Source organism: Streptomyces sp. MH60, from assembly GCF_002939385.1.
Taxonomy (GTDB): Bacteria; Actinomycetota; Actinomycetes; order Streptomycetales; family Streptomycetaceae; genus Streptomyces.
Map to the genome: position 1 here is coordinate 25,229 of NZ_MULI01000021.1, position 19,137 is coordinate 44,365.

Here is a 19,137-nt window from a genome sequence, read left to right on the forward strand (position 1 = left end):
CCGTGGAGGCCGGAAGCGGCATCGTGTTCCGGCCCGCGTACTTCCGCTGCCGCGCGCATTGACATGGCCGCGCCCCGGCGCAACCCTGAGAGCGCTCTCAGAATCGGTACGGACCAATTCCCCCACACCCGCACGGAGGTGGAGAGTGCTCTCCCGACTCAGACACCGTCTGCTCGCCGTGGCCGCGGCCGCAGGCCTCACCGGCGCCCTGCTCACGTTCGGCGCCGCACCGCCCGCGGACGCCGCGGTGCCCGCCACCATCCCCCTGAAGATCACCAACAACTCGGCCCGCGGCGACGCGGTCCACATCTACAACCTGGGCACCTCCCTGACGACCGGTCAGCAGGGCTGGGCCGACGAGAACGGCACCTTCCACGCCTGGCCCGCCGGTGGCAATCCCCCCACTCCCGCACCGGACGCGTCCATCCCCGGACCGGCCGCGGGACAGACCAAGACCATCCGCATCCCGAAGCTGTCGGGACGCATCTACTTCTCCTACGGCCAGAAGCTGGACTTCCGGCTGACCACCGGCGGCCTGGTCCAGCCCGCCGTCCAGAACCCGAGCGACCCCAACCGCAACATCCTCTTCAACTGGTCGGAGTACACACTCAACGACGGCGGGCTGTGGCTGAACAGCACCCAGGTCGACATGTTCTCCGCGCCCTACACGGTCGGCGTGCAGCGCGCCGACGGCAGCGCGATCAGCGCCGGGCAGCTCAAGGCCGGTGGTTACCGCGGGGTGTTCGACGCCCTGCGGGCCCAGCCGGGCTGGGGCGGCCTGGTCCAGACCCGGCCGGACGGCACGGTACTGCGGGCGCTGGCGCCGCTGTACGGGGTGGAGACCGGGGCGCTGCCCGCGTCGGTCATGGACGACTACATCAACCGGGTCTGGCAGAAGTACACGACGTCCACGCTCACCGTCACGCCCTTCGGGGACCAGCCGAACACCAAGTACTTCGGCCGGGTCTCGGGCAACGTCATGAACTTCACCAACACCTCCGGCGCGGTCGTCACCAGCTTCCAGAAGCCCGACGCCTCCAGCGTCTTCGGCTGCCACCGGCTCCTGGACGCGCCCAACGACCAGGTGCGCGGGCCGATCTCCCGCACGCTGTGCGCCGGGTTCAACCGCTCGACGCTGCTGAGCAACCCCAACCAGCCCGACCCCTCGGCGGCCGGCTTCTACCGGGACTCCGTGACCAACCACTACGCCCGGATCATCCACGAGCGCATGGCCGACGGGAAGGCGTACGCGTTCGCCTTCGACGACGTCGGCAACCACGAGTCGCTGGTGCACGACGGCAACCCGGCCGAGGCGCGGCTCACGCTCGCCCCGCTCGACTGAACCGGGGACGGGACTCGGGTCCGCCCCCGTCCCCCGCCGGTGCGGCGGAGGACGGGGGCGGTCCGGTGGTCAGGCGCCGGGCAGTACGCCGGTGCGGACGACCTCGGAGTACCAGCGGGCGCTCGCCTTGGGGATGCGGGTGCCGGTCGGGTAGTCGACGTAGACGGCGCCGAAGCGCTTGCTGTAGCCGTGGGCCCACTCGAAGTTGTCCAGCAGGGACCACAGGAAGTAGCCGCGCACGTCCGCGCCGTCCAGGATGGCCTGGTGGACGGCGGCCAGGTGGCCGCGCACATAGGCGATCCGGGCGGGGTCGTTGACCCGCCCCTCGGGATCGGCGTAGTCGTCGAAGGCGGCGCCGTTCTCGGTGATGACCAGCGGCAGCCTCGGGAAGTCGGCGGACAGCCGGCGCAGCAGGTCGTACAGGCCGGTGGGGTCGACGGCCCAGCCCATGGCGGTGGTGTCGCCGGGCGGCTGGTGGAAGGCGACCCGGTCGGCTCCCGGCCAGGGGCTGTGGGCACTGTTGCCGTGCCCGTCGGAGGTGTGCGTGGCGCTGCCGTCGGTCTCGGAGACCACGGTGGGCGTGTAGTAGTTGACGCCGAGGAAGTCCAGCGGCTGGTGGGCCTGGCGCAGGTCGCCGTCCTGGACGAAGGACCAGTCGGTCAGCTCGGCGGTGTCCTTGAACAGGTCCTCCGGGTAGGCGCCGTTCAGCATCGGACCGGTGAAGACCCGGTTGGCGAGCGCGTCGATCCGGCGCACCGCGTCGGCGTCGCCGTCGCTGGTGGTGAGCGGGCGGACATGGTGGACGTTGAGGGTGACGGAGACCTGGGCGTCGGCGCGGATGCGGTCGCGCAGGGCCTGGGCGGCCAGGCCGTGCGCCAGGTTGAGGTGGTGGGCGGCGCGCAGGGCGGCGACCGGGTCGGTGCGGCCGGGGGCGTGCACGCCGGAGCCGTAGCCGAGGAAGGCGCTGCACCAGGGCTCGTTGAGGGTGGTCCAGGTCTTCACCCGGTCGCCGAGCGCGTCCGCGGCGAGGGCCGCGTACTCGGCGAACCGCTCGGCCGTGGCACGCTCGGGCCAGCCGCCCGCGTCCTCCAGCTCCTGGGGCAGGTCCCAGTGGTAGAGGGTGGCGACGGGCTGGATGCCCTTCTCCAGCAGCTCGTCCACCAGGCGCCGGTAGAAGTCCAGGCCCCGCTGTACGGCCGGGCCCCGGCCGGTGGGCTGGATCCGTGGCCAGGCGAGGGAGAAGCGGTAGGCGCCCAGGCCGAGTTCGGCCATCAGGGCCACGTCCTCGCTGCGGCGGTGGTAGTGGTCGGTGGCGGTGTCACCGGTGTCACCGTTGCGGACCCGGCCGGGGGTACGGGCGTAGGTGTCCCAGATGGACGGCGTGCGACCGTCCTCCGCGGCGGCCCCCTCGATCTGGTAGGAGGCGGTCGCGGAACCCCAGAGGAAGCCCTTGGGGAAGGTGCGGGCGGCGTCCGGGGCGGACGCGGTCTGCTGTGCTGCGGTGACCACGTAAGTCCTTTCGGGGTGGGGGTGCTGGGTACGGCGGAGGCGACGGGTCAGCCCTTGACGGCGCCCGCCATGATGCCGCTGACGATCTGGCGGCCGAAGACGACGAACATCGCCAGCAGCGGCAGCGTGCCGAGCAGCGCGCCGGCCATGATGAGCGACTGGTCGCGGACATAGCCCGCACTGAGCTGCGTGAGCGCGACGGGGACCGTCGGGTTGGTCATGTCGAGGACCACGAACGGCCAGAAGAAGTCGTTCCACGCGTGCACGAACGTGATCATGAACAGGACGGCCATCGCGGGCCGCGCGATGGGCAGCACGATGCTGAAGAAGATCCGCAGCGAGTGCGCTCCGTCCACGCGTCCGGCCTCGACGAGTTCGTCCGGCAGCGCCTCGGTCAGGTACTGCCGCATGAAGAACACGCCGACCGCGCTCACCAGCGTCGGGAAGATGACGGCGGGCAACTGCTGCGACCAGCCCAGGTCGGCCATCATCATGAACAGCGGCACGACGGCGAGCTGCGGCGGGACCATCATGGTGCCGATCACCAGCATGAGCAGGGCGTTGCGGCCCTTGAACCGCAGCTTGGCGAAGGCGAACCCGGCCAGCGTCGCGAACAGCACCGTGGACAGGGCGATCACCCCGGCCACGATGAGGCTGTTGATCATGGCCTTGCCCATCGCCGCCTCGTCCCAGGCGCGGGCGAGGTTGCTGAACAGGTTCGGGCCGGGCAGGAACGGGGGCGGCGTCTGGCTGACCCGGGTGTTGTCGGTGGACGCGGCCACCATCGTCCAGTACAGCGGGAAGATCGACAGGATCGCCATGATGGCGAGCAGCACGTAGGCCAGCGGACCGGCGTGGTGCTGGCGGCCGGCACGCTGGCGCAGCAGCCGGCGGCCGCCGCGGCCGCCCGCCTTCACGGCGGGGGTCCGGGCCGGGGCGTCGGTCCGGGCCGGGAGACTTTGAGTGGTCATGGCGACTCCAGGTCAGGACGTGCGGGAGCGCAGGCGCTTGATGACGCGCTGCACGACGAAGACGAGGACCAGCAGCATGAACATCGCCCAGGCGACGGTCGCCGAGCGGCCCATCTGGTAGTTCTTCCAGCCCTCCTCGTACAGCAGCAGGCCCAGCGTCTGGTACTGGTTGTCCGCGCCGCCGGTGACCCCGTTGGGCCCCTGGCCGAAGATCAGCGGCTCACCGAAGAGCTGGGTGGCGCCGATCGTGGAGAGCACGATGGTGAAGACGATGGTGGAGCGGATGCCGGGGACGGTGACGTGGATGAACTGCTGCCACCGGGAGGCGCCGTCGAGGGAGGCCGCCTCGTACCGGTCGGCGGGGATGGCCTGCATCGCGGCCAGGTACAGCAGCGCGTTGTAGCCGGTCCAGCGCCAGATGACGATGGTGGAGATCGCGATCTGGGCGGGCCACTTGTCGGCCTCCCAGTCCACCGGATCGATCCCGACCGAGCCGAGCGCCCAGTTGATCATGCCGAAGTCGCGCTCGAAGATCATGGTGAAGACGAGGGCCGCCGCGGCCACCGAGGTGGCGTACGGGACCAGGGAGGCGACCCGGAAGAACAGCGAGGCGCGCATCCGGTAGTTGAGCAGGTGGGCCATGCCGAGCGCCATCATCAGCTGCGGCACCGTGGAGATGACGCCGATGGTGATGGTGTTCTGCAGCGCGTTCCAGAACCGGGAATCGCCCCACAGGTCCACGTAGTTGTCGAACGCCACCCACTCCATGACATCGAGGGTGGCCAGCTCCACGTCGTGCAGGGAGATCCACGAGGTGTAGATGAGGGGGTAGAAGCTGAACGCGGCGAAGATGATGAAGAAGGGCGCGACGAACGCGTACGGGGCGCCCTTGATGTCGAGCCGGTGCAGGAGCGCGCCGCGCCGCCGGGGGGTGTCCCCGCCGCCCCCGCGGGGGGACGGACGCGGAGGCTCGCCCCCGGCCAGGGCCTTGGTGGTGGAGGTGGCCACCGGTCTTCCTTCCTGAGAGCGGATGGGTGAGCGAGGCGCCGGGCCCGCCGGCCAGGACCTGGTCCTGGAGGCGGGCGGGCCCGGTCGGCCTCGGGAGCGGAGAGTCAGCCGACCGCCTTCTCGATGCGCTCCCCGGTGGTCTTCCACGCCTCGTCACGCGTGGCGTCGCCCTGCTCGATCAGGGCCAGGCCCTGGGAGAAGGTGTCCTTGATCGTGCCGTCCTTGCGGCCGAGGACCTGCTTGTCCGGGATCTCCTGGGCGGCCGCGCCGAAGATCTGGCCGATCGGGGCGCCGCTGAAGTACTCGGACTTGGCGTTCTTCACGTCGGGGTTGTCCAGTGCCTCGCGCGAGGACGGGATGTTGCCGATCTCCTTGAAGATGTGGGCCTGCTGCTCGGGCGCGGTGAGCCAGGCGACGAGCTTCTTGGCCTCCTCCTTCACCGGGCTCTGCTCGACCACGCCGAGGAAGGAACCGCCCCAGTTCGCGCCCTTGGGCGCCTTGGCCACGTCCCACTTGCCCTTGTTCGCGTCGCCTGCCTTCTCGCTGATGTGGCTGAGCATCCACGCCGGGCACACCGCGGTGGCGAAGGTGCCGTTGGCCAGGCCGGGGTCCCAACCGGGCTGGAACTGGCGGAGCTTGGCGGTCAGTCCGTCCTCGGCCGCGTCGGCGGAGAGCTTCCACGCCTCCTTGACGGCCGGGTTGGTGTCGTAGATCAGCTCGCCGTTCTCGTCGTAGTACTGCTCGGGGTAGCCGTAGACCATGGCGTTGAACAGGCCGCTGGCCGCGTCCATGTAGGCCACGTCGCCGCCCTTGAAGTCCTTCTTGAAGGTGCGGCCGACCTCGACGTACTTGTTCCAGTCGCCCTCCCAGAGCTTGGCGACCTCCTCGCGGTCGGTGGGCAGGCCCGCCTTCTCGAAGTAGTCCTTGCGGTAGCAGACGGCCATCGGGCCGATGTCGGTGCCCAGGCCCAGCACCTTGCCGTCCTTGGTGCTGATCTGGGACTCCTTCCACGGCAGGAAGTGGTCGGTGCCCGGGACGTCGGAGAAGTCCGCGAACTTGTCCGCCTGGGTCTCGGTGATCTCCTTGGCCCGGCCGATCTCGATGCCCTGGATGTCCTTCAGGCCCTTGCCCGCCGCGAGCCTGGTCTGCAGGGCGGTGTAGTAGGTCTGCTCGTCACCGGCGATCTCGGCCTTGATGTCGACATCGGGGTTCTCCTTCTCGTACTGCTCGAGAAGGCCCGTCTCCTTGATGCCCATCACCCCGTACATGCCCATGGTGATGGTGACCTTGCCGTCCTTCTTGCCACCGCCGGTGGCCGAGTCGTCGCTGCCCCCGCAGCCGACGACGAGCGCCAGCGCTCCGACGGCCGCGGCCGTCGCCACCGCCCTTCTGCGCAATGAACCGAGAGTGCCCATGGATCTCCTCCTAGCGACGACGCTGACACATCGGAGTGACGAGTTCTGCGATGACTACTGCGATGGCTACAGCGGCTACAGCGATGAAAGACAGCGGCTCGAACATGGGGTGGGAACGTGCCCAATTTTGGTGGGCACGTTCCCACCGGCGCATCGAAGACTCGTGGGAACGGGGCCTGTATGTCAATAACTTGAAAGCAACTTGTCGCAAGCGCCCCGGCGCCGCGTTCGCCTCCCGGAGCCCGGGGGGTGCTTCGCCGACCGCGGTGTCTGCAAGAATTGCCGCAGGTCACCTCCGCGGCAGGCAGCGCCGCCGCGGCCGCCGAGGGGGGAGTACATGACCGGCAACCGCCGTCCAACGATCAAAACCGTCGCCGCCCGCGCCGGCGTGGGCCGCACCACCGTCTCCCGTGTCGTCAACGGCTCGGAGCTGGTCAGTGCCGACGCGCGCGAGAGGGTCCTTGCGGCGATCAAGGAACTGAACTACGTTCCCAACTCGGTCGCCCGCGGCCTGGTCACCAACCGCACCAACGCCGTGGCCCTGGTGATCCCGGAGTCGGAGAGCCGGCTCGGCTCGGAGCCGTTCTTCGCCGCGCTCATCCGCGGTGTCAGCGGGGCCCTGGCCGAGAGCCGCACCCAGCTGCAGCTGATGCTCGTCCGCGACCAGGCCGAACGGGACCAGCTGACCGAGTCGGTCGCGACCCGCCGGGTGGACGGCGTGCTGCTGGTCTCCGTGCACTCCGAGGACCGGCTGCCGGGCATGCTCGAGGAGATGGGCCTGCCCACCGTGCTCGCCGGCCGCCGGGACGCGGGCGAGCGGCTGAGCTACGTCACCTCCGACAACGCCGGCGGGGCGGCCGCCGCGGTGCGCCATCTGCTGGGCGGTGGACGGCGCCGGGTGGCCACCATCACCGGGCCGCTGGACATGGACGTCGGCCGCAGCAGGCTCGCCGGCTGGCGCGCCGCCCACGAGGAGGCGGGCGTGCCGACGCCGGAACTCCTCGTCGAGGCGGGTGACTTCACCGAGGAGGGCGGCGCGCGCGCCATGCGTTTGCTTCTTGAACGCGTCCCCGACCTGGACGCCGTCTTCGCCGCGTCCGACCTCATGGCGGTCGGCGCCCTGGCCGAACTGCGCCGGCAGAAGCGACAGGTGCCGGGGGACGTGGCCGTCGTCGGTTTCGAGGACTCCGTCCTGGCCCGCCACACCAACCCGCCGCTGACGACGGTGCGTCAGCCGGTGGAGGAACTGGGCCGGACCATGGCCCGTATCCTCACCGACATCACGCAGCACGGCGCGCCCCGGCAGCAGATGACGCTGCCGACGGAGCTGGTGGTGCGCGAGTCGTCGTAGGCCCGGCGCCTCATCGCGGGGACGGCGACCAGGCGTCCGGCGACCGGGTACCCGGCCGGCCGGTCACGAGGCGGCCCCCGGCGGACGCAGCCGCTCCAGGACCCGCCCGCGCAGCAGCTCGTACTCCTCCCGCAGCCGGCGTATCTCGGGCGGCCGGGGGACGACGGTGCCGCCGACGACGCTCTCGTGCGGGCCGAACTGCTCCCGGGTGAGGTCGATCTCCACGCCCATGCCCAGCCGGTTCCACCAGTGGAAGTCGACCCGCTCGCCCGCCACGTGCACCTCGCCCCGGATCAGCTCGCCGCCCAGCAGGTCGTTGAGCACCATGGCGGTCACTCCGCACTGGTCGCGGGCGGGGTCGTCCCCGGTCCACCGCGTCCGGAACTCCGGCGTGCACGTCTCGGCACTCCAGCTGCTGCGGACGGCGCGCTCGACATCGGCGAGAAGCAGGGGTTTCATGCCGTCCATTGTGCCGAGGGGCACTGACAATCACGGGTGACCGAACGACGACGCACCGGGCGCGCACGTACCGGACGGAGGGAGGGGCGGGCGGTATGGGGGTCGGCTGGGAGTGGGACGAGACGCTGTTCTCCGGTACCGCCGCCTTCTACCGGCGCGGGAGACTCCCGTACGCCCCCGGCCTGGCGGACGTGCTCGCCGAGGTGCTGGGCCTGGACGGGCGGGGCCGGCTGATCGACCTGGGGTGCGGGCCGGGGACGGTCGCCCTGCCCCTGGCCGCTCTCTTCGACGAGGTGGTCGGGGTGGATCCGGACGCGGGGATGCTCGCGGAGGCGGCCCGCGAGGCCGCCGAGCTGGGTGTGGCGGACAAAGTGCGGTGGGTGCGGGCCCGGGCCGAGGAACTCCCGGCAGGACTCGGCGACTTCACCGTCGCGACCCTCGCCCAGTCGTTCCACTGGATGGACCGCGAGCCGGTGGCGGCGACCGTCCGGGGCATGCTGCGGCCGGGCGGCGCGCTGGTGCACATCTCGGACCTCAAGGGAGAGACCCGGACCGTCGACGGGCTGCCGCACCCCCCGGTCCCGCACGCGGCGATCGACGCCCTCGTCAGGCGGTATCTGGGGCCGGTCCGCCGGGGCGGCCGGGGGCTGCTGCCGCGCGGCACGCCCTCCGGTGAGGCCGCGGTCCTGGCCGGGGCGGGGTTCGTCGGCCCGTACCGCCATGTCGTGCCCGGTGGGCAGGCAATGGTGCGCACGGAGGACGACGTCGTCGCGGGGGTGTTCTCCCTGTCCTTCTCGGCCCCGCACCTGTTCGGCGCCCGGCTCGCCGTCTTCGAGGCGGATCTCCGCCGGCTGCTGGGGGAGGTCTCGCCGTCGGGCCGCTTCTCCGAGCGCCGACCGGGCACCGAGGTGTTCGTCTGGCCACGCGGGGCGGACTGAGCGGGCCTAAGGGGTCAGTACGATCCGCCCGAACACCTCGCCCGCGTCCATCTTCCGGTGCGCCGCGGCCGCCTGGTCCAGGGGCAGCACCTCGTGCACGACGGTCTCGATCTCCCCCCGGCCCGCGGCGGCGAACTGCGCGGCCCGCACGGCCCGCAGGTCCGCTCCCGGGACGGTGGCGGCGCTGAAGGTGGCGAACGACATCGACTTCTGGAAGGACGCCATCAGACGCGTGCCGAAGTCCGCGGGCGGCTGCCCCGCGACGGCGCCGACCACCACCATCCTGCCGTTCGGCGCGAGCCTGGTGAAGAAGGAGGGCAGGTCGGCTCCCGCCACGATGTCCACGATGACGTCGAAGGACTCGGGAGCGTCCGCGTCGCCCTCGCCGGAGCGGTCCAGGACGTGGGTCGCGCCGAGCCCGCGCAGCCGCTCGCCGCGCGCGGCCGACGAGGTCGTGACCGCCACCGCCGCGGCACCGCCACGCGCCGCGAGCTGGACCGTCATGATGCCGATGCTGCCGGCCGCGCCCCGCACCAGCACGTTCTCACCCGCGGTGAAGTGGGCGTGGGCGAGTCCGAAGTGCGCCACCACCCCGGCACTCCCGAGCGTCACCGCGTCCAGGGCGGACAGTCCCTCGGGGAGCGGAAGGACGTCGTGGACCGGGGCGGTCGCCTGCTCGGCGTAGCCGCCTCCCACGCCGGTCTGGGCCCACACGCGCCGACCGGTCCAGGAGGCGTCGACGCCCGCGCCGACCGCCGTGACGGTGCCCACCACCTCGCCGCCGGGGACATGTCCCTCCTGGAATCCGTAGGAGGCGAGCGCGCCGCTGCGCATGGCGACGTCGGCACCGCTGACGCCGATCGTCTCCGTCGCGACCAGCACCTGTCCCGCGGCGGGCACGGGGACGGGGAGGTCGACGAGCGCCATCCCCTCGGGTCCGCCGAACGCCCGGATCGCCACTGCCTTCATTCGCCACTCCTTGCTCGCCGAAGCCATGCCGCCATGTCCTCGGGTACTGGGGCCCGTGCTCTTCGGACGTTAACGGACGCCCCCGTCCACTTCGCTAAAGTGAGAGTGGTGACCGATCATTTGCCTCACACCCTGCGCGCCGACGCCGAGGACAACCGCGAGCGCATCCTCGGCGCGGCCCGCGCGCTGTTCGCGGCCGAGGGGCTGCGGGTGCCGATGCGGGAAGTCGCCCGGCGGGCCGGCGTCGGGCCCGCCACCCTCTACCGGCGTTTCCCGACCAAGCAGGAACTGGTCACCGAGGCCTTCAGGGACCAGCTGCGCGCGTGCCGGACGATCGTGGACGAGGGCCTGGCCCACCCCGATCCCTGGGCCGGTTTCCGCCTCGTCGTCGAGAAGACCTGTGAGCTGCACGCCCGGCACCTGGGTTTCACCGAGGCGTTCATGGCGGCCTACCCGGACGCGATGGACTTCGCCGCCGCCCGCGCGTACTCGCTGGAGTCCGTCGGTGAACTGGCCCGTCGGGCCCAGGGCGACGGCGGTCTGCGCCCCGACTTCGTGCTGGACGACCTCATCCTCATGATCATGGCCAACCGGGGTATCCACGCCCTGTCGACGGCCGCCCGCGTCGCGGCTTCCCGGCGCTTCGCCGCACTGGTGATCCAGGCGTTCAAGGCCTCCCCCGAGCACGCGCCGCTCCCGCCGGTGCCACGGCTGGCGCCCGCGTGAACCCGACTGGCCCAGTCCGGCCCCGGCGGGCGTTTCCCCCGGGGTCTCCGTTCGTTGGGACGGACATGATCAAGAAGCTCGCCTGTGTCGCCGTCATGGCCACCGCTCTGCTGGTCTCCGCTCCCGTCGCCGAGGCCGCTCCCGTGCCCGACCCGTCCGCCGGTGTTCCCGGTGGTCCGCTCCTGGACGGACTCCTGGGATCGCTGGAGGTCGGGCACCCGGCCACCTCACCGCAGTCGCTCCTCCCCCAGGGTCTCCTCGGCAGGTGAAACGCACGGGGCGGAGGGGGTGATTGCGCGCAATCGCCCCCTCCGCCTTCGATGACCGGTTCGGCGCTCCGCTCCACCGGCCCCTCCCGGGCCCGCCAGACCGCGGCAGGCTTCCCGTAACCAGCGTCCGGGAGTCTCCAGGGAGTCATTCAACGTGGGAGGCTCCAGTGAAGTTCGCGAGCAAGAGGCGTGCCGGTGTGGTCGTGGCCGTGCTGAGTGGTCTGGCACTGGCGGCGACATCGACGACCGCGCAGGCCGCGACCGGTCCCGACGTCATCGCCCACCGCGGCTCCTCGGGCATGGCACCCGAGAACACCGCCGCCGCCATCGACCTCGCCGTCCGCCAACGCGCCGACTACGTCGAAATCGACGTCCAGCGCACCAAGGACGGCAAACTCGTCAACTTCCACGACTGCACCATGGAACGCACCACCGACATCGAAGACCTCTACCCCGGACGCCCCCGCTACCGCGTCTCCGACTTCACCTGGAACGAACTCCGCCACCTCGACGCCGGCTCCTGGTTCCACGACGACTACACAGGCGAACCGATCATCACCCTCGACGACGTCATCCACCACATCCAGCACACCCGCACCGGACTCCTCGCCGAAATCAGCCCCTGCAGCCAGTACGGCACCACCGTCGCCACCGACCTCGCCGACACCCTGCACGGCAAACCCCGCTACGTCCGCGAAGCCCTCGCCCGGAAGCAACTGGCCGTGCAGTCCTTCCAGACCGACGACGCCCGCACCTTCCACACCGCCCAGCCCGACATCCCCATCGGCATCCTCGACGCCGACCGCCCCACCGACACCGAACTGACCGAACTCAGCCAGTGGGCCGACCAGATCAACCCCCAGCACACCGTCACCGACCAGACCCTCGTCGACCGCGTCCACCAACTCGGCATGGACATCAACGTCTGGACCGTCGACGAACCCGGCGCCATCCGCACCATGGCCGGCCTCGGCGTCGACGGCATCATCACCGACTACCCCCAGACCCTCACCCGACGGTAGCGGGGCACGGGAAACCGGCTTTGACACACATCGCCATCGGGCGTTGACTGTCCGTACGGCGCAGCGTATGCCGCTCCGGGGAACCCGGTGATCCAAGCAACCCAGGAAAGCGGCACACGACATGTATGACCAGACGCGCGCACAGCAGCCCCCGGACCGGGACCGTGACCGCGCCGAGCGCCGTTCCGCGGCGCCGGACGCGCTCCTGCCGTCGGCGGAACGGGACGCGGTCCTGGACCGCCTCCGCAAGGCCATCAACACCTTCGCCGACGCACCGCACGACGCGCTGGCGGAGGCGGAGGGTGCCTTCGACGAGGCCGCCGCCCACCTCGCGAACGCCCTCGCGGAGCGGCGTCGTGCCCTGCACGAGAGTTGGCAGGACCAGGACCCCGAGGCGCAGGCCGAGGAACTCCGGCTCGCCCTGCGGCAGTACCGGGAGATCACGCAGCGGCTGATCCGCATGTGACGGCCGCGTCGTTGGCGCAGCGGAAGCCGAGGTTGCCGGACGAGGAGTCCGGGGTGTTGGAGGAGCGGGCGGCCACCCGGTAGCGGTTGCAGTAGGAGTCGTGGCAGAGGTAGGAGCCGCCGCGCAGGACCCTGGCCGTCCCGGTCCCTGGTCCGCGCGGATCCGCGGCCGGGGACTCGGCGTAGTAGGACGGCGAGAACCAGTCGGAGCACCATTCCCACACGTTGCCCGCGGTGTTCCACAGGCCGTGGCCGTTGGGCCGGTAGGACTTGACCGGCGCGGTGGTGAGGTGTCCGTCCTCGGCCGTGTTGACGTGGGGGAAGCGGCCCTGCCAGATGTTGCAGCGCCACCGGCCGCCGGGGGTCAGTTCGTCGCCCCAGGCGTAGCGGCGGCCGGCCAGTCCCCCGCGGGCGGCGTACTCCCACTCGGCCTCGGTGGGCAGCCGCTTGCCGGCCCACCGCGCGTAGGCGGCGGCGTCGTTCCAGGAGACGTGGACGACGGGATGGTTCGGCCGGCCGGTGATGTCGGAGCGGGCGCCCTCGGGGCGGCGCCAGTGGGCGCCCCGCACGTTGATCCACCAGGGTGCGCCGGCGGCGTTGCCGAGGACGTCGGCGGCGGGGGCGGCGACCACCAGGTGGAAGACCGCCGACGAACCGAAGCGTTCGGCGTCGGTCACATGGCCGGTCGCCTTGACGAAGGCGGCGAACCGGGCGTTGGTGACGGCGGTCTCGTCGATGTGGAAGGGCTCCAGACGCACCGTGTGCACGGGTGTCTCGCCGTCGGCCGGGTATCCCTCCCCGAAGGCGTCCCCCATGGCGAACTCACCGCCCGCCAGGCGCACCTGGCCGCGAGTCGAGCGCGGACGGGCGGCCGGTCCCGGTGCCGCGAGGGGCGCGGCGGGCGCGGCAGGCGTGGTGTCCACGGCGACGGATGCCGTCGCGGGGGCGCAGCACGGGCGGTGAGTACGGGTCATCGGTCCTCGAATCGTTCGCGTGCCCGGCCCGCTACGCCTTGTACGTGGACTCGTCGAGCCCGCTCAGGGTCGGGTCGTGTCCCACCTCGCCCACGTCGTACATCGACGTCATCCAGTGGTAGAAGTTGTCGCCGCGTTCCCGCAGGACGTCGTACAGCCGGCGCATCATGCGGCCGCGGACCTCCGCCTGTTCCGGATGGGCGTAGACGTTCTGCAGCTCGTCCGGGTCGGTGTGCAGGTCGTACAGCTCGTTGACGGAGTCGGGGTTGACGACGAGTTTGTAGCGGTCCTCGCGCAGCATGCGCTGCGGGTAGGGGAAGTGGTGGCCGTGGAACTCGCAGACGATGTCCTCGTCCCAGTCCACCGCCTCGCCCCGCACGAGGGGCAGCAGGCTGCGCGAGTCGACGGCGGGTTTCGGGTCGAGGCCCGCCAGTTCGAGGATGGTGGCGGTGCAGTCGAGGAGGCTGACGAACTCGTCGCGCACCTGTCCACCGGGTGCGCCCGGGACCCGGAGCAGGCCGGGCGTGCGGTAGATGTCCTCGTACATCGCCGGGCCCTTGTCGTGCAGCCGGTGCGAGCCGGTGAACTCGCCGTGGTCGCAGGTGAAGAACACCGCCGTGTCCTCGACGAGGCCGAGCCGTTCCATGGCCGCCATGACCCGGCCGATCTGTTGGTCGATGAGGGCCACGTAGCCCCAGTAGACGGCGATGAGCTTGCGGGTGGTCTCGATGGGCATCGTGTCGAAGGTCCAGTGCGCGCTGTAGTTGCGCTGGACCGGGGGTTTGCCCTCGAAGGTCTCGGACACCGACCGCGGCAGTTCCACGTCCGCGGGGTCGACCAGGTCGAAGTACGCGTCGGGCAGGATGTACGGCAGGTGCGGTCCGAAGAAGTGCAGGGCCAGGAAGAAGGGCCGGTCGCGGTCGTGGGCGTCGGCGGCGTACCGCTCCAGTTGCTCGATGGCGCGGGTGGCCAGGTAGTGCTCGAAGGTGGCCTCGACCGGCTGGTGCAGCCGGGCGGCGAGCAGGTTGCCGGGGCCGCCGTTGGGCAGGGTGCCGCGGACCCGGTCGCTGATCTCGTACGGGGGCAGTCCGCGTTCGGCGAGGTAGGCGAGGTAGTCCGGGTGGTCGACGGGGTTGTGCCAGCCGGGGAGTTCGGGGCCGTCGAAGCCGTAGTCGGCCGCGGTGCGCCGGTTGCCGGCGTGCCACTTGCCGAACAGGCCGCAGTTGTAGCCGTGTTCGCGCAGTGCGCGGGAGAAGGCGAACTGGTCCTCGGCCAGGTCTTCGAGATAGCCGACGTTGCGTTCGTGGTTGGCGAGGAGCTTGTGCCGGAAGGGTGCCTGGCCGGTCAGGAGGCTGGCGCGGGCCGGGGTGCAGATGGCGGTGGGGGTGTACCAGCGGTCGAAGCGGGTTCCCGTGGCGGCCAGTTCGTCGAGCGCGGGGGTGTGGGCCAGTGGGTTGCCGTAGGCGCCGAGGGTGTCCGTGCGGTGCTGGTCGGTCATCAGGAAGAGGATGTTCTTCCGGGACGCCCCGGACTGCGCACCGGGCTGCACACCGGACTGGGCGCCGGGCTGGTTCTCTCGCGTCACTTGCCCGCTCCCGTGAAGAGGTCGCCGGTGTAGTAGGTCTTCGGGTCGGCGGGCTTCTTGAGTTTGCCGGCGTCGACGAAGTAGTCGTTCATGCCCTGGAGCCATTTCACGACGGTGCCGTCCTGGGTCAGCTTGTCGAGCTCCGCCACGCTGAGCACCTTGTTGTTCGCGGCGTCCGCCTCGACCTGGTCGACGGGGATCTTCAGCTTGTCGGCGGTGAGCTTGATCGCCTCGTCGGTGTGCTCGGCGCGGAACGTCATGGCCTCGCGCAGTACGGCGAGGACCTTCTTGGTCTTCTCCGGCTGGTCGGCCACCACCTTGTTGCCCGCGACGAACGCCGTGGGGAAGGAGACGTCGTCTTCGAAGTCGGCGTTCTTGGCGAGTTCGACCAGGTCGGGGACCTGCTTCTTGATCGTCGCCGCGGCCGGGTACCAGAAGCCGGCGCCGTCGACCTGCTGAGAGGAGAAGGCGGAGACGATGGTGGACGGGTCCATGGGGACGACCTTCAGGTCCTCCTTGGTCATCCCGGCCTTCTCCAGGGCGAGGGAGAGGATCATGTCGCCGGAGGTGCCCTCGGGTACGGCGACGGTCTTGCCCTTGAGCTGCCGCATCGAGGTGATGCCCGGCTGGGCGAGGACCCGGTCGGAGTTGCCGAGGGTGTTGATGGCGACGACCTTGGCCTGGCCGGAGGCGGGCAGCCACATGGCGCCGGGGCCTATGTAGCCGAAGTCGAGGTTGTTCGTGCCCAGGGCCTGGATCTGGAGCGGCCCGTTGGTGAAGACCTTGGTGTCCGCCGACAGCCCGTGCTTCTTCCACAGGCCCTTGGCCTCGGCGATGGCGATCAGGCTGGCGCCGTTGAAGTCGTTGATGTAGCCGAAGCGCACCTTGTCCGACGATCCGCCGGAGGACGAGCCGCCGCCGCACGCGGCGAGCAGCGCCATCGCGGCCACGCCGGCGAGGGTGGTGGTGAGGCTTCTGCGGGTGAGGGCGGGTGACATGGCGGTGAGTCCCTTCCGGGTCATGATGTCGGGGCGTGGGAACCGGAAAGGGCGGCGGTGCGGCCTTCCTGGTGGTAGACGGAGTGCCAGACGCGGTTGCGCAGCGCGGCGAACTCGGGGCTGAGCCGGAAGGCCTCGTCGCGCTCGATGGCGGGGTCGACGTCGACGACGTCGTAGACGCGCCCTGGGCGGGCGGCCATCACGATGACCCGGTTGGCCAGGAACACGGCCTCGTCGACGTCGTGGGTGATGAACAGGACGGTGCGCTTGTCCTGGCTCCAGGTCTTGAGCAGCTGCTCCTGGAGCTTGACCCGGGTGAGCGCGTCGAGGGCGCCGAAGGGTTCGTCCATCAGCAGGATCGAGGGGTCGACGGCGTAGGCGCGGGCGATGGCGCAGCGCTGGCGCATGCCGCCGGAGAGGGTCTTGGGGAGCGCGTCGGCGAAGCGTTCCAGGCCGACCAGTTCGATGAAGTGCTCCGCCCTGGCGCGGCGTTCCTGTTTCGGCACGCGCGTGGTCCTGAGGCCGAACTCGACGTTCTGGCGCACGGTCAGCCAGGGGAAGAGGGCGTACTGCTGGAAGATGACGCCGCGTTCGGGTCCGGGGCCCGAGACGGGGGCGCCGTCCACCAGGGCCCGGCCGGCGGTGGGTGTCTCCAGCCCGGCGAGGATGTTCATCAGGGTGCTCTTGCCGCAGCCCGAGGGACCCACGACGGTGACGAACTCGTGGTCGGCGATGTCGAGGCAGACGTCGTCGAGGGCGGTGAAGGTCTCCCGGCCCAGCGAGAAGGTCTTGGTCACGTGCTGGACGGAGATCTTGGCGGGTGTGCTGGTCATCGGCGTTCCTGCCATCGGGTGAGCCGGCGTTCGGCGAGGAGGAGGACCCGGTCCATGAGGAGACCGAGGATCCCGATCGAGATGAGCCCGACGAAGATGGTCGGGAGGTCGTAGTAGAGCTGGGCGTTCTGCATGCGGTAGCCGAGGCCCTCCTGGGCGGCGATCAGCTCGGCGGCGACCAGGGTGGCCCAGGCCGAGCCGAGGCCGACGCGCATGCCGACGAGGATGAACGGGGTGGACGCCGGCACCACCACGCGGGCGAAGATCGTGGCGTCGCCCGCGCCCAGCACCCGGGCGGCGTTGATCAGGGTGCGGTCGACGTTCACCACGCCCTGGAAGGTGGAGATCACGCAGGCCAGGAACGCGGCGAGGAAGATGACGAAGATCTTCGGTGTCTCGTCGATGCCCATGGCGACCACGGCCAGGGGGATGATCGCCAGCGGCGGGATGGTGCGGAAGAACTGGATCCAGGGTTCGATCAGTCCGCGCAGGATGCCGTACCAGCCCATCAGGAAGCCCACCGGGACGGCCACGGCCGTGCCCAGGGCGAAGCCGAGGAGGACCCGGGTCAGGCTGGCCAGCGCGTCGTCGGCGAGCGTCCCGTCGCTGATCAGGGTGCCCGCCCGGGAGACGACTTCCGGCGGCGTGGGCAGTTTGAAACCGGCGGAGGCGAGGGCCCACCAGAGCGCGATGCCGAGCGCGACGGACACGGCGTTCAGGGCGAGGGGCAGCCCGCGCCGGCCGGAACGGGAGCGTCGCGGCGCGGACGTGACGGCGTCCGCCGGGGTGTCGCCCGCCTCGGCGCCGGGTGAGGCCCCGGGCCGTTGCTCGGGCCGCGGGTGCCGCTCGTCGGCGCTCCGCTTGTCAAGGACGGACATGGGCGGCTCCTTCGGTGGCGGAGTCGGATGCATCGGAACGGCCCTTCACGTCGGCGGTTTCGGGATACCTCGCCAGGAGGGGTGAGCTGTGGAAGACCGCGGCCAGCGCGCCGATGGCGCCGTCGTCGTCGGAGAGCCGGGCCGCGGCGACGACGGGCCCTGCGGACGCGGTCGGGAAGATCTCGGCGGCGAGGGTGGCGGCGACCTGCTCCACGAGGACGGGCGCCAGCCGGGTGATCTCGCCGCCGATGACCACCTTGGCCGGGTTCAGCATCATGGTCGCGGCGCCGACCACCCGGCCCAGTGCCCCCGCGGCCTCCCGCAGGACCCGGTCCACGACGGGGTGGGCGCGGCGCACGGCGGCCGCGAGCTCGTCCAGGTTCTCCAGGCGCAGGCCGAACTCCCAGCAGGCGGCGAGGATTCCCGGCACCGAGGCCACGGTCTCCAGACAGCCCCGCTTGCCGCACCGGCAGGGGCGGCCCGCCGGTTCGACGGTCACGTGCCCCAGTTCCCCGGCCAGTCCGGACGAGCCCGTGACCAGCTGGCCGCCGACGACGAGACCGCCGCCGACGCCGTCGGACAGCCGCACGTAGACCAGGTCGGCGACGCTGTCGGCGCCGCTGATCGCCTCGGCGAGGGCCGCGAGGCGGGTGTTGTTGTCGACGATCACCGGGGCGTCGAAGCGTTCGGCGAAGGCCACGTCGACTCCTTCGGGTGCCGGGCGGAGGACGGTGGTGCCCTTGGTGGCGCGGGGCCAGGCCGCCCCCTCGGGGGCCGGGTAGGGGCCGGGTACACCGATGCCGATGCCCTGGAGCGCCCCGTAGTGGACGCCGGCCTCGCCGCTCAGCCGGTCGACCAGTTCCAGGGCCAGTTCGGTGCGGGTCGCCCAGGTCGCGGTGTCCTCGTACCGGACGGAGCCGGAGACCATGACCTCGTGCGCGGCGTCGGCCACGACGACGTGGACGCGGCGGTGCCCGAAGTCGACGCCCATGAACTGCGCCGACGCCGGGTCGAGGGCCAGCCGTTCGGCCGGTCGCCCGCTGCCCTCGCGGCGGGAGGCGTCGGTGTCCACGACGACGATGGCGCCTCGTTGCAGGAGGTTGCCGGTGATCTCGGACAGGGTGGTGCGGGACAGGCCCACGACCCGGGCGATCTCGCCCCGGCTCATGGCGCCGTTCTCCTGCAGCGCACGCATGACGCGCTCTTCGTGGGTCCGCCTGACCAGTGCGTGCACTCCGCTGGGCATCTGCATGCCGGTCAACGTAGGGAGGCTCGATTATTCCGTCAACACTCCGACAGAAAGAGGCAATGAAGTGTTCACAATGCCTGGTGGGCGGATGCCTGGGTGGGGCACTCGAACGCCATTATTCGTCCGCCCTGTTGACGTAAATGCGCGGGCGTTCGCATGCTGTGCGCCATGCCCCC

Annotated in this window: 19 protein-coding genes; 7 read left to right on the forward strand and 12 right to left on the reverse strand. The window is 71.0% G+C overall.

Annotated features, from left to right (window positions below):
• Nucleotides 1-145: 145 nt before the first annotated feature.
• Nucleotides 146-1,342, forward strand: coding sequence for a glycoside hydrolase family 64 protein (locus tag BZZ08_RS15890; RefSeq protein ID WP_104632874.1), 1,197 nt, complete (start codon nt 146-148; stop codon nt 1,340-1,342).
• 69 nt (nt 1,343-1,411) lie between these two features.
• On the opposite strand, the gene BZZ08_RS15895 is transcribed toward BZZ08_RS15890, so the two are convergent.
• From BZZ08_RS15895 to BZZ08_RS15910, 4 genes are all read right to left on the reverse strand, one after another.
• Nucleotides 1,412-2,851 carry a GH1 family beta-glucosidase gene (locus tag BZZ08_RS15895; RefSeq protein ID WP_104632875.1) on the reverse strand — a complete coding sequence of 480 codons (1,440 nt, stop codon included), beginning with the start codon at nt 2,849-2,851 and terminating at the stop codon, nt 1,412-1,414.
• A 47-nt stretch (nt 2,852-2,898) separates the two neighbouring features.
• Nucleotides 2,899-3,822 (reverse strand): carbohydrate ABC transporter permease, encoded by a 924-nt coding sequence (locus BZZ08_RS15900; protein WP_104632876.1) that lies wholly within the window; start codon nt 3,820-3,822, stop codon nt 2,899-2,901.
• 12 nt (nt 3,823-3,834) lie between these two features.
• The gene (locus tag BZZ08_RS15905; protein ID WP_104632877.1) at nt 3,835-4,830 is read right to left on the reverse strand and encodes a carbohydrate ABC transporter permease; all 996 of its coding nucleotides are present in this window, start codon (nt 4,828-4,830) and stop codon (nt 3,835-3,837) included.
• Nucleotides 4,831-4,934: 104 nt separating this feature from the next.
• Nucleotides 4,935-6,245: an ABC transporter substrate-binding protein gene (locus BZZ08_RS15910; protein WP_104632878.1), complete on the reverse strand. Its 1,311-nt coding sequence runs from the start codon at nt 6,243-6,245 to the stop codon at nt 4,935-4,937.
• A 337-nt stretch (nt 6,246-6,582) separates the two neighbouring features.
• Here BZZ08_RS15910 and BZZ08_RS15915 point away from each other — a divergent pair, with 337 nt between their 5' ends.
• A complete protein-coding gene (locus tag BZZ08_RS15915) occupies nt 6,583-7,596 on the forward strand; it encodes a LacI family DNA-binding transcriptional regulator (RefSeq protein WP_104632879.1) in 1,014 nt (337 codons plus the stop codon).
• Between the two features lie 63 nt (nt 7,597-7,659).
• On the opposite strand, the gene BZZ08_RS15920 is transcribed toward BZZ08_RS15915, so the two are convergent.
• The gene (locus BZZ08_RS15920) at nt 7,660-8,055 is read right to left on the reverse strand and encodes a YunG family protein (protein WP_104632880.1); all 396 of its coding nucleotides are present in this window, start codon (nt 8,053-8,055) and stop codon (nt 7,660-7,662) included.
• A gap of 95 nt (nt 8,056-8,150) precedes the next feature.
• Here BZZ08_RS15920 and BZZ08_RS15925 point away from each other — a divergent pair, with 95 nt between their 5' ends.
• The gene (locus BZZ08_RS15925; RefSeq protein WP_104632881.1) at nt 8,151-8,993 is read left to right on the forward strand and encodes a class I SAM-dependent methyltransferase; all 843 of its coding nucleotides are present in this window, start codon (nt 8,151-8,153) and stop codon (nt 8,991-8,993) included.
• Between the two features lie 6 nt (nt 8,994-8,999).
• On the opposite strand, the gene BZZ08_RS15930 is transcribed toward BZZ08_RS15925, so the two are convergent.
• A complete protein-coding gene (locus tag BZZ08_RS15930) occupies nt 9,000-9,962 on the reverse strand; it encodes a zinc-binding dehydrogenase (protein ID WP_198601499.1) in 963 nt (320 codons plus the stop codon).
• Between the two features lie 108 nt (nt 9,963-10,070).
• Between BZZ08_RS15930 and BZZ08_RS15935 the strand changes: the two genes are divergently transcribed.
• From BZZ08_RS15935 to BZZ08_RS15950, 4 genes are all read left to right on the forward strand, one after another.
• The gene (locus tag BZZ08_RS15935; protein WP_198601500.1) at nt 10,071-10,688 is read left to right on the forward strand and encodes a TetR/AcrR family transcriptional regulator; all 618 of its coding nucleotides are present in this window, start codon (nt 10,071-10,073) and stop codon (nt 10,686-10,688) included.
• A 65-nt stretch (nt 10,689-10,753) separates the two neighbouring features.
• The gene (locus BZZ08_RS15940; RefSeq protein ID WP_104632883.1) at nt 10,754-10,957 is read left to right on the forward strand and encodes a hypothetical protein; all 204 of its coding nucleotides are present in this window, start codon (nt 10,754-10,756) and stop codon (nt 10,955-10,957) included.
• A 167-nt stretch (nt 10,958-11,124) separates the two neighbouring features.
• Nucleotides 11,125-11,979: a glycerophosphodiester phosphodiesterase gene (locus BZZ08_RS15945; RefSeq protein WP_104632884.1), complete on the forward strand. Its 855-nt coding sequence runs from the start codon at nt 11,125-11,127 to the stop codon at nt 11,977-11,979.
• A gap of 121 nt (nt 11,980-12,100) precedes the next feature.
• The gene (locus BZZ08_RS15950; protein WP_104632885.1) at nt 12,101-12,445 is read left to right on the forward strand and encodes a hypothetical protein; all 345 of its coding nucleotides are present in this window, start codon (nt 12,101-12,103) and stop codon (nt 12,443-12,445) included.
• Here BZZ08_RS15950 and BZZ08_RS15955 read toward each other — a convergent pair.
• The 6 genes from BZZ08_RS15955 to BZZ08_RS15980 are packed head-to-tail and all read right to left on the reverse strand — an operon-like array spanning nt 12,420 to nt 18,964.
• Complete coding sequence (locus BZZ08_RS15955) at nt 12,420-13,418, reverse strand: formylglycine-generating enzyme family protein (protein WP_198601501.1); 999 nt, start codon at nt 13,416-13,418, stop codon at nt 12,420-12,422. The two genes, BZZ08_RS15950 and BZZ08_RS15955, sit on opposite strands and share 26 nt — an antisense overlap.
• A 31-nt stretch (nt 13,419-13,449) precedes the next feature.
• Nucleotides 13,450-14,967, reverse strand: a complete 1,518-nt coding sequence (locus BZZ08_RS15960; RefSeq protein ID WP_104632933.1) for a sulfatase-like hydrolase/transferase — start codon at nt 14,965-14,967, stop codon at nt 13,450-13,452.
• Nucleotides 14,968-14,999: 32 nt separating this feature from the next.
• The gene (locus BZZ08_RS15965; protein WP_104632887.1) at nt 15,000-16,025 is read right to left on the reverse strand and encodes an aliphatic sulfonate ABC transporter substrate-binding protein; all 1,026 of its coding nucleotides are present in this window, start codon (nt 16,023-16,025) and stop codon (nt 15,000-15,002) included.
• Nucleotides 16,022-16,834: an ABC transporter ATP-binding protein gene (locus BZZ08_RS15970; protein ID WP_104632888.1), complete on the reverse strand. Its 813-nt coding sequence runs from the start codon at nt 16,832-16,834 to the stop codon at nt 16,022-16,024. The genes BZZ08_RS15965 and BZZ08_RS15970 overlap by 4 nt, the downstream gene beginning before the upstream one ends.
• Nucleotides 16,831-17,712 (reverse strand): ABC transporter permease, encoded by an 882-nt coding sequence (locus tag BZZ08_RS15975; protein WP_104632889.1) that lies wholly within the window; start codon nt 17,710-17,712, stop codon nt 16,831-16,833. Before BZZ08_RS15975 ends, BZZ08_RS15970 begins: the two co-directional genes overlap by 4 nt.
• Nucleotides 17,699-18,964: an ROK family transcriptional regulator gene (locus BZZ08_RS15980; RefSeq protein WP_198601502.1), complete on the reverse strand. Its 1,266-nt coding sequence runs from the start codon at nt 18,962-18,964 to the stop codon at nt 17,699-17,701. The genes BZZ08_RS15975 and BZZ08_RS15980 overlap by 14 nt, the downstream gene beginning before the upstream one ends.
• Nucleotides 18,965-19,137: the final 173 nt, after the last annotated feature.

Bases quoted from the DNA above. Each gene is read 5' to 3' on its own strand.
- BZZ08_RS15980 (WP_198601502.1), bottom strand. From the start codon at position 18,964: ATGCAGATGCCCAGCGGAGTGCACGCACTGGTCAGGCGGACCCACGAA.
- BZZ08_RS15920 (WP_104632880.1), bottom strand. From the start codon at position 8,055: ATGAAACCCCTGCTTCTCGCCGATGTCGAGCGCGCCGTCCGCAGCAGC.
- BZZ08_RS15955 (WP_198601501.1), bottom strand. From the start codon at position 13,418: ATGACCCGTACTCACCGCCCGTGCTGCGCCCCCGCGACGGCATCCGTC.
- BZZ08_RS15925 (WP_104632881.1), top strand. From the start codon at position 8,151: ATGGGGGTCGGCTGGGAGTGGGACGAGACGCTGTTCTCCGGTACCGCC.
- BZZ08_RS15910 (WP_104632878.1), bottom strand. From the start codon at position 6,245: ATGGGCACTCTCGGTTCATTGCGCAGAAGGGCGGTGGCGACGGCCGCG.
- BZZ08_RS15970 (WP_104632888.1), bottom strand. From the start codon at position 16,834: ATGACCAGCACACCCGCCAAGATCTCCGTCCAGCACGTGACCAAGACC.
- BZZ08_RS15940 (WP_104632883.1), top strand. From the start codon at position 10,754: ATGATCAAGAAGCTCGCCTGTGTCGCCGTCATGGCCACCGCTCTGCTG.
- BZZ08_RS15900 (WP_104632876.1), bottom strand. From the start codon at position 3,822: ATGACCACTCAAAGTCTCCCGGCCCGGACCGACGCCCCGGCCCGGACC.
- BZZ08_RS15950 (WP_104632885.1), top strand. From the start codon at position 12,101: ATGTATGACCAGACGCGCGCACAGCAGCCCCCGGACCGGGACCGTGAC.
- BZZ08_RS15915 (WP_104632879.1), top strand. From the start codon at position 6,583: ATGACCGGCAACCGCCGTCCAACGATCAAAACCGTCGCCGCCCGCGCC.
- BZZ08_RS15975 (WP_104632889.1), bottom strand. From the start codon at position 17,712: ATGTCCGTCCTTGACAAGCGGAGCGCCGACGAGCGGCACCCGCGGCCC.
- BZZ08_RS15930 (WP_198601499.1), bottom strand. From the start codon at position 9,962: ATGAAGGCAGTGGCGATCCGGGCGTTCGGCGGACCCGAGGGGATGGCG.
- BZZ08_RS15965 (WP_104632887.1), bottom strand. From the start codon at position 16,025: ATGACCCGGAAGGGACTCACCGCCATGTCACCCGCCCTCACCCGCAGA.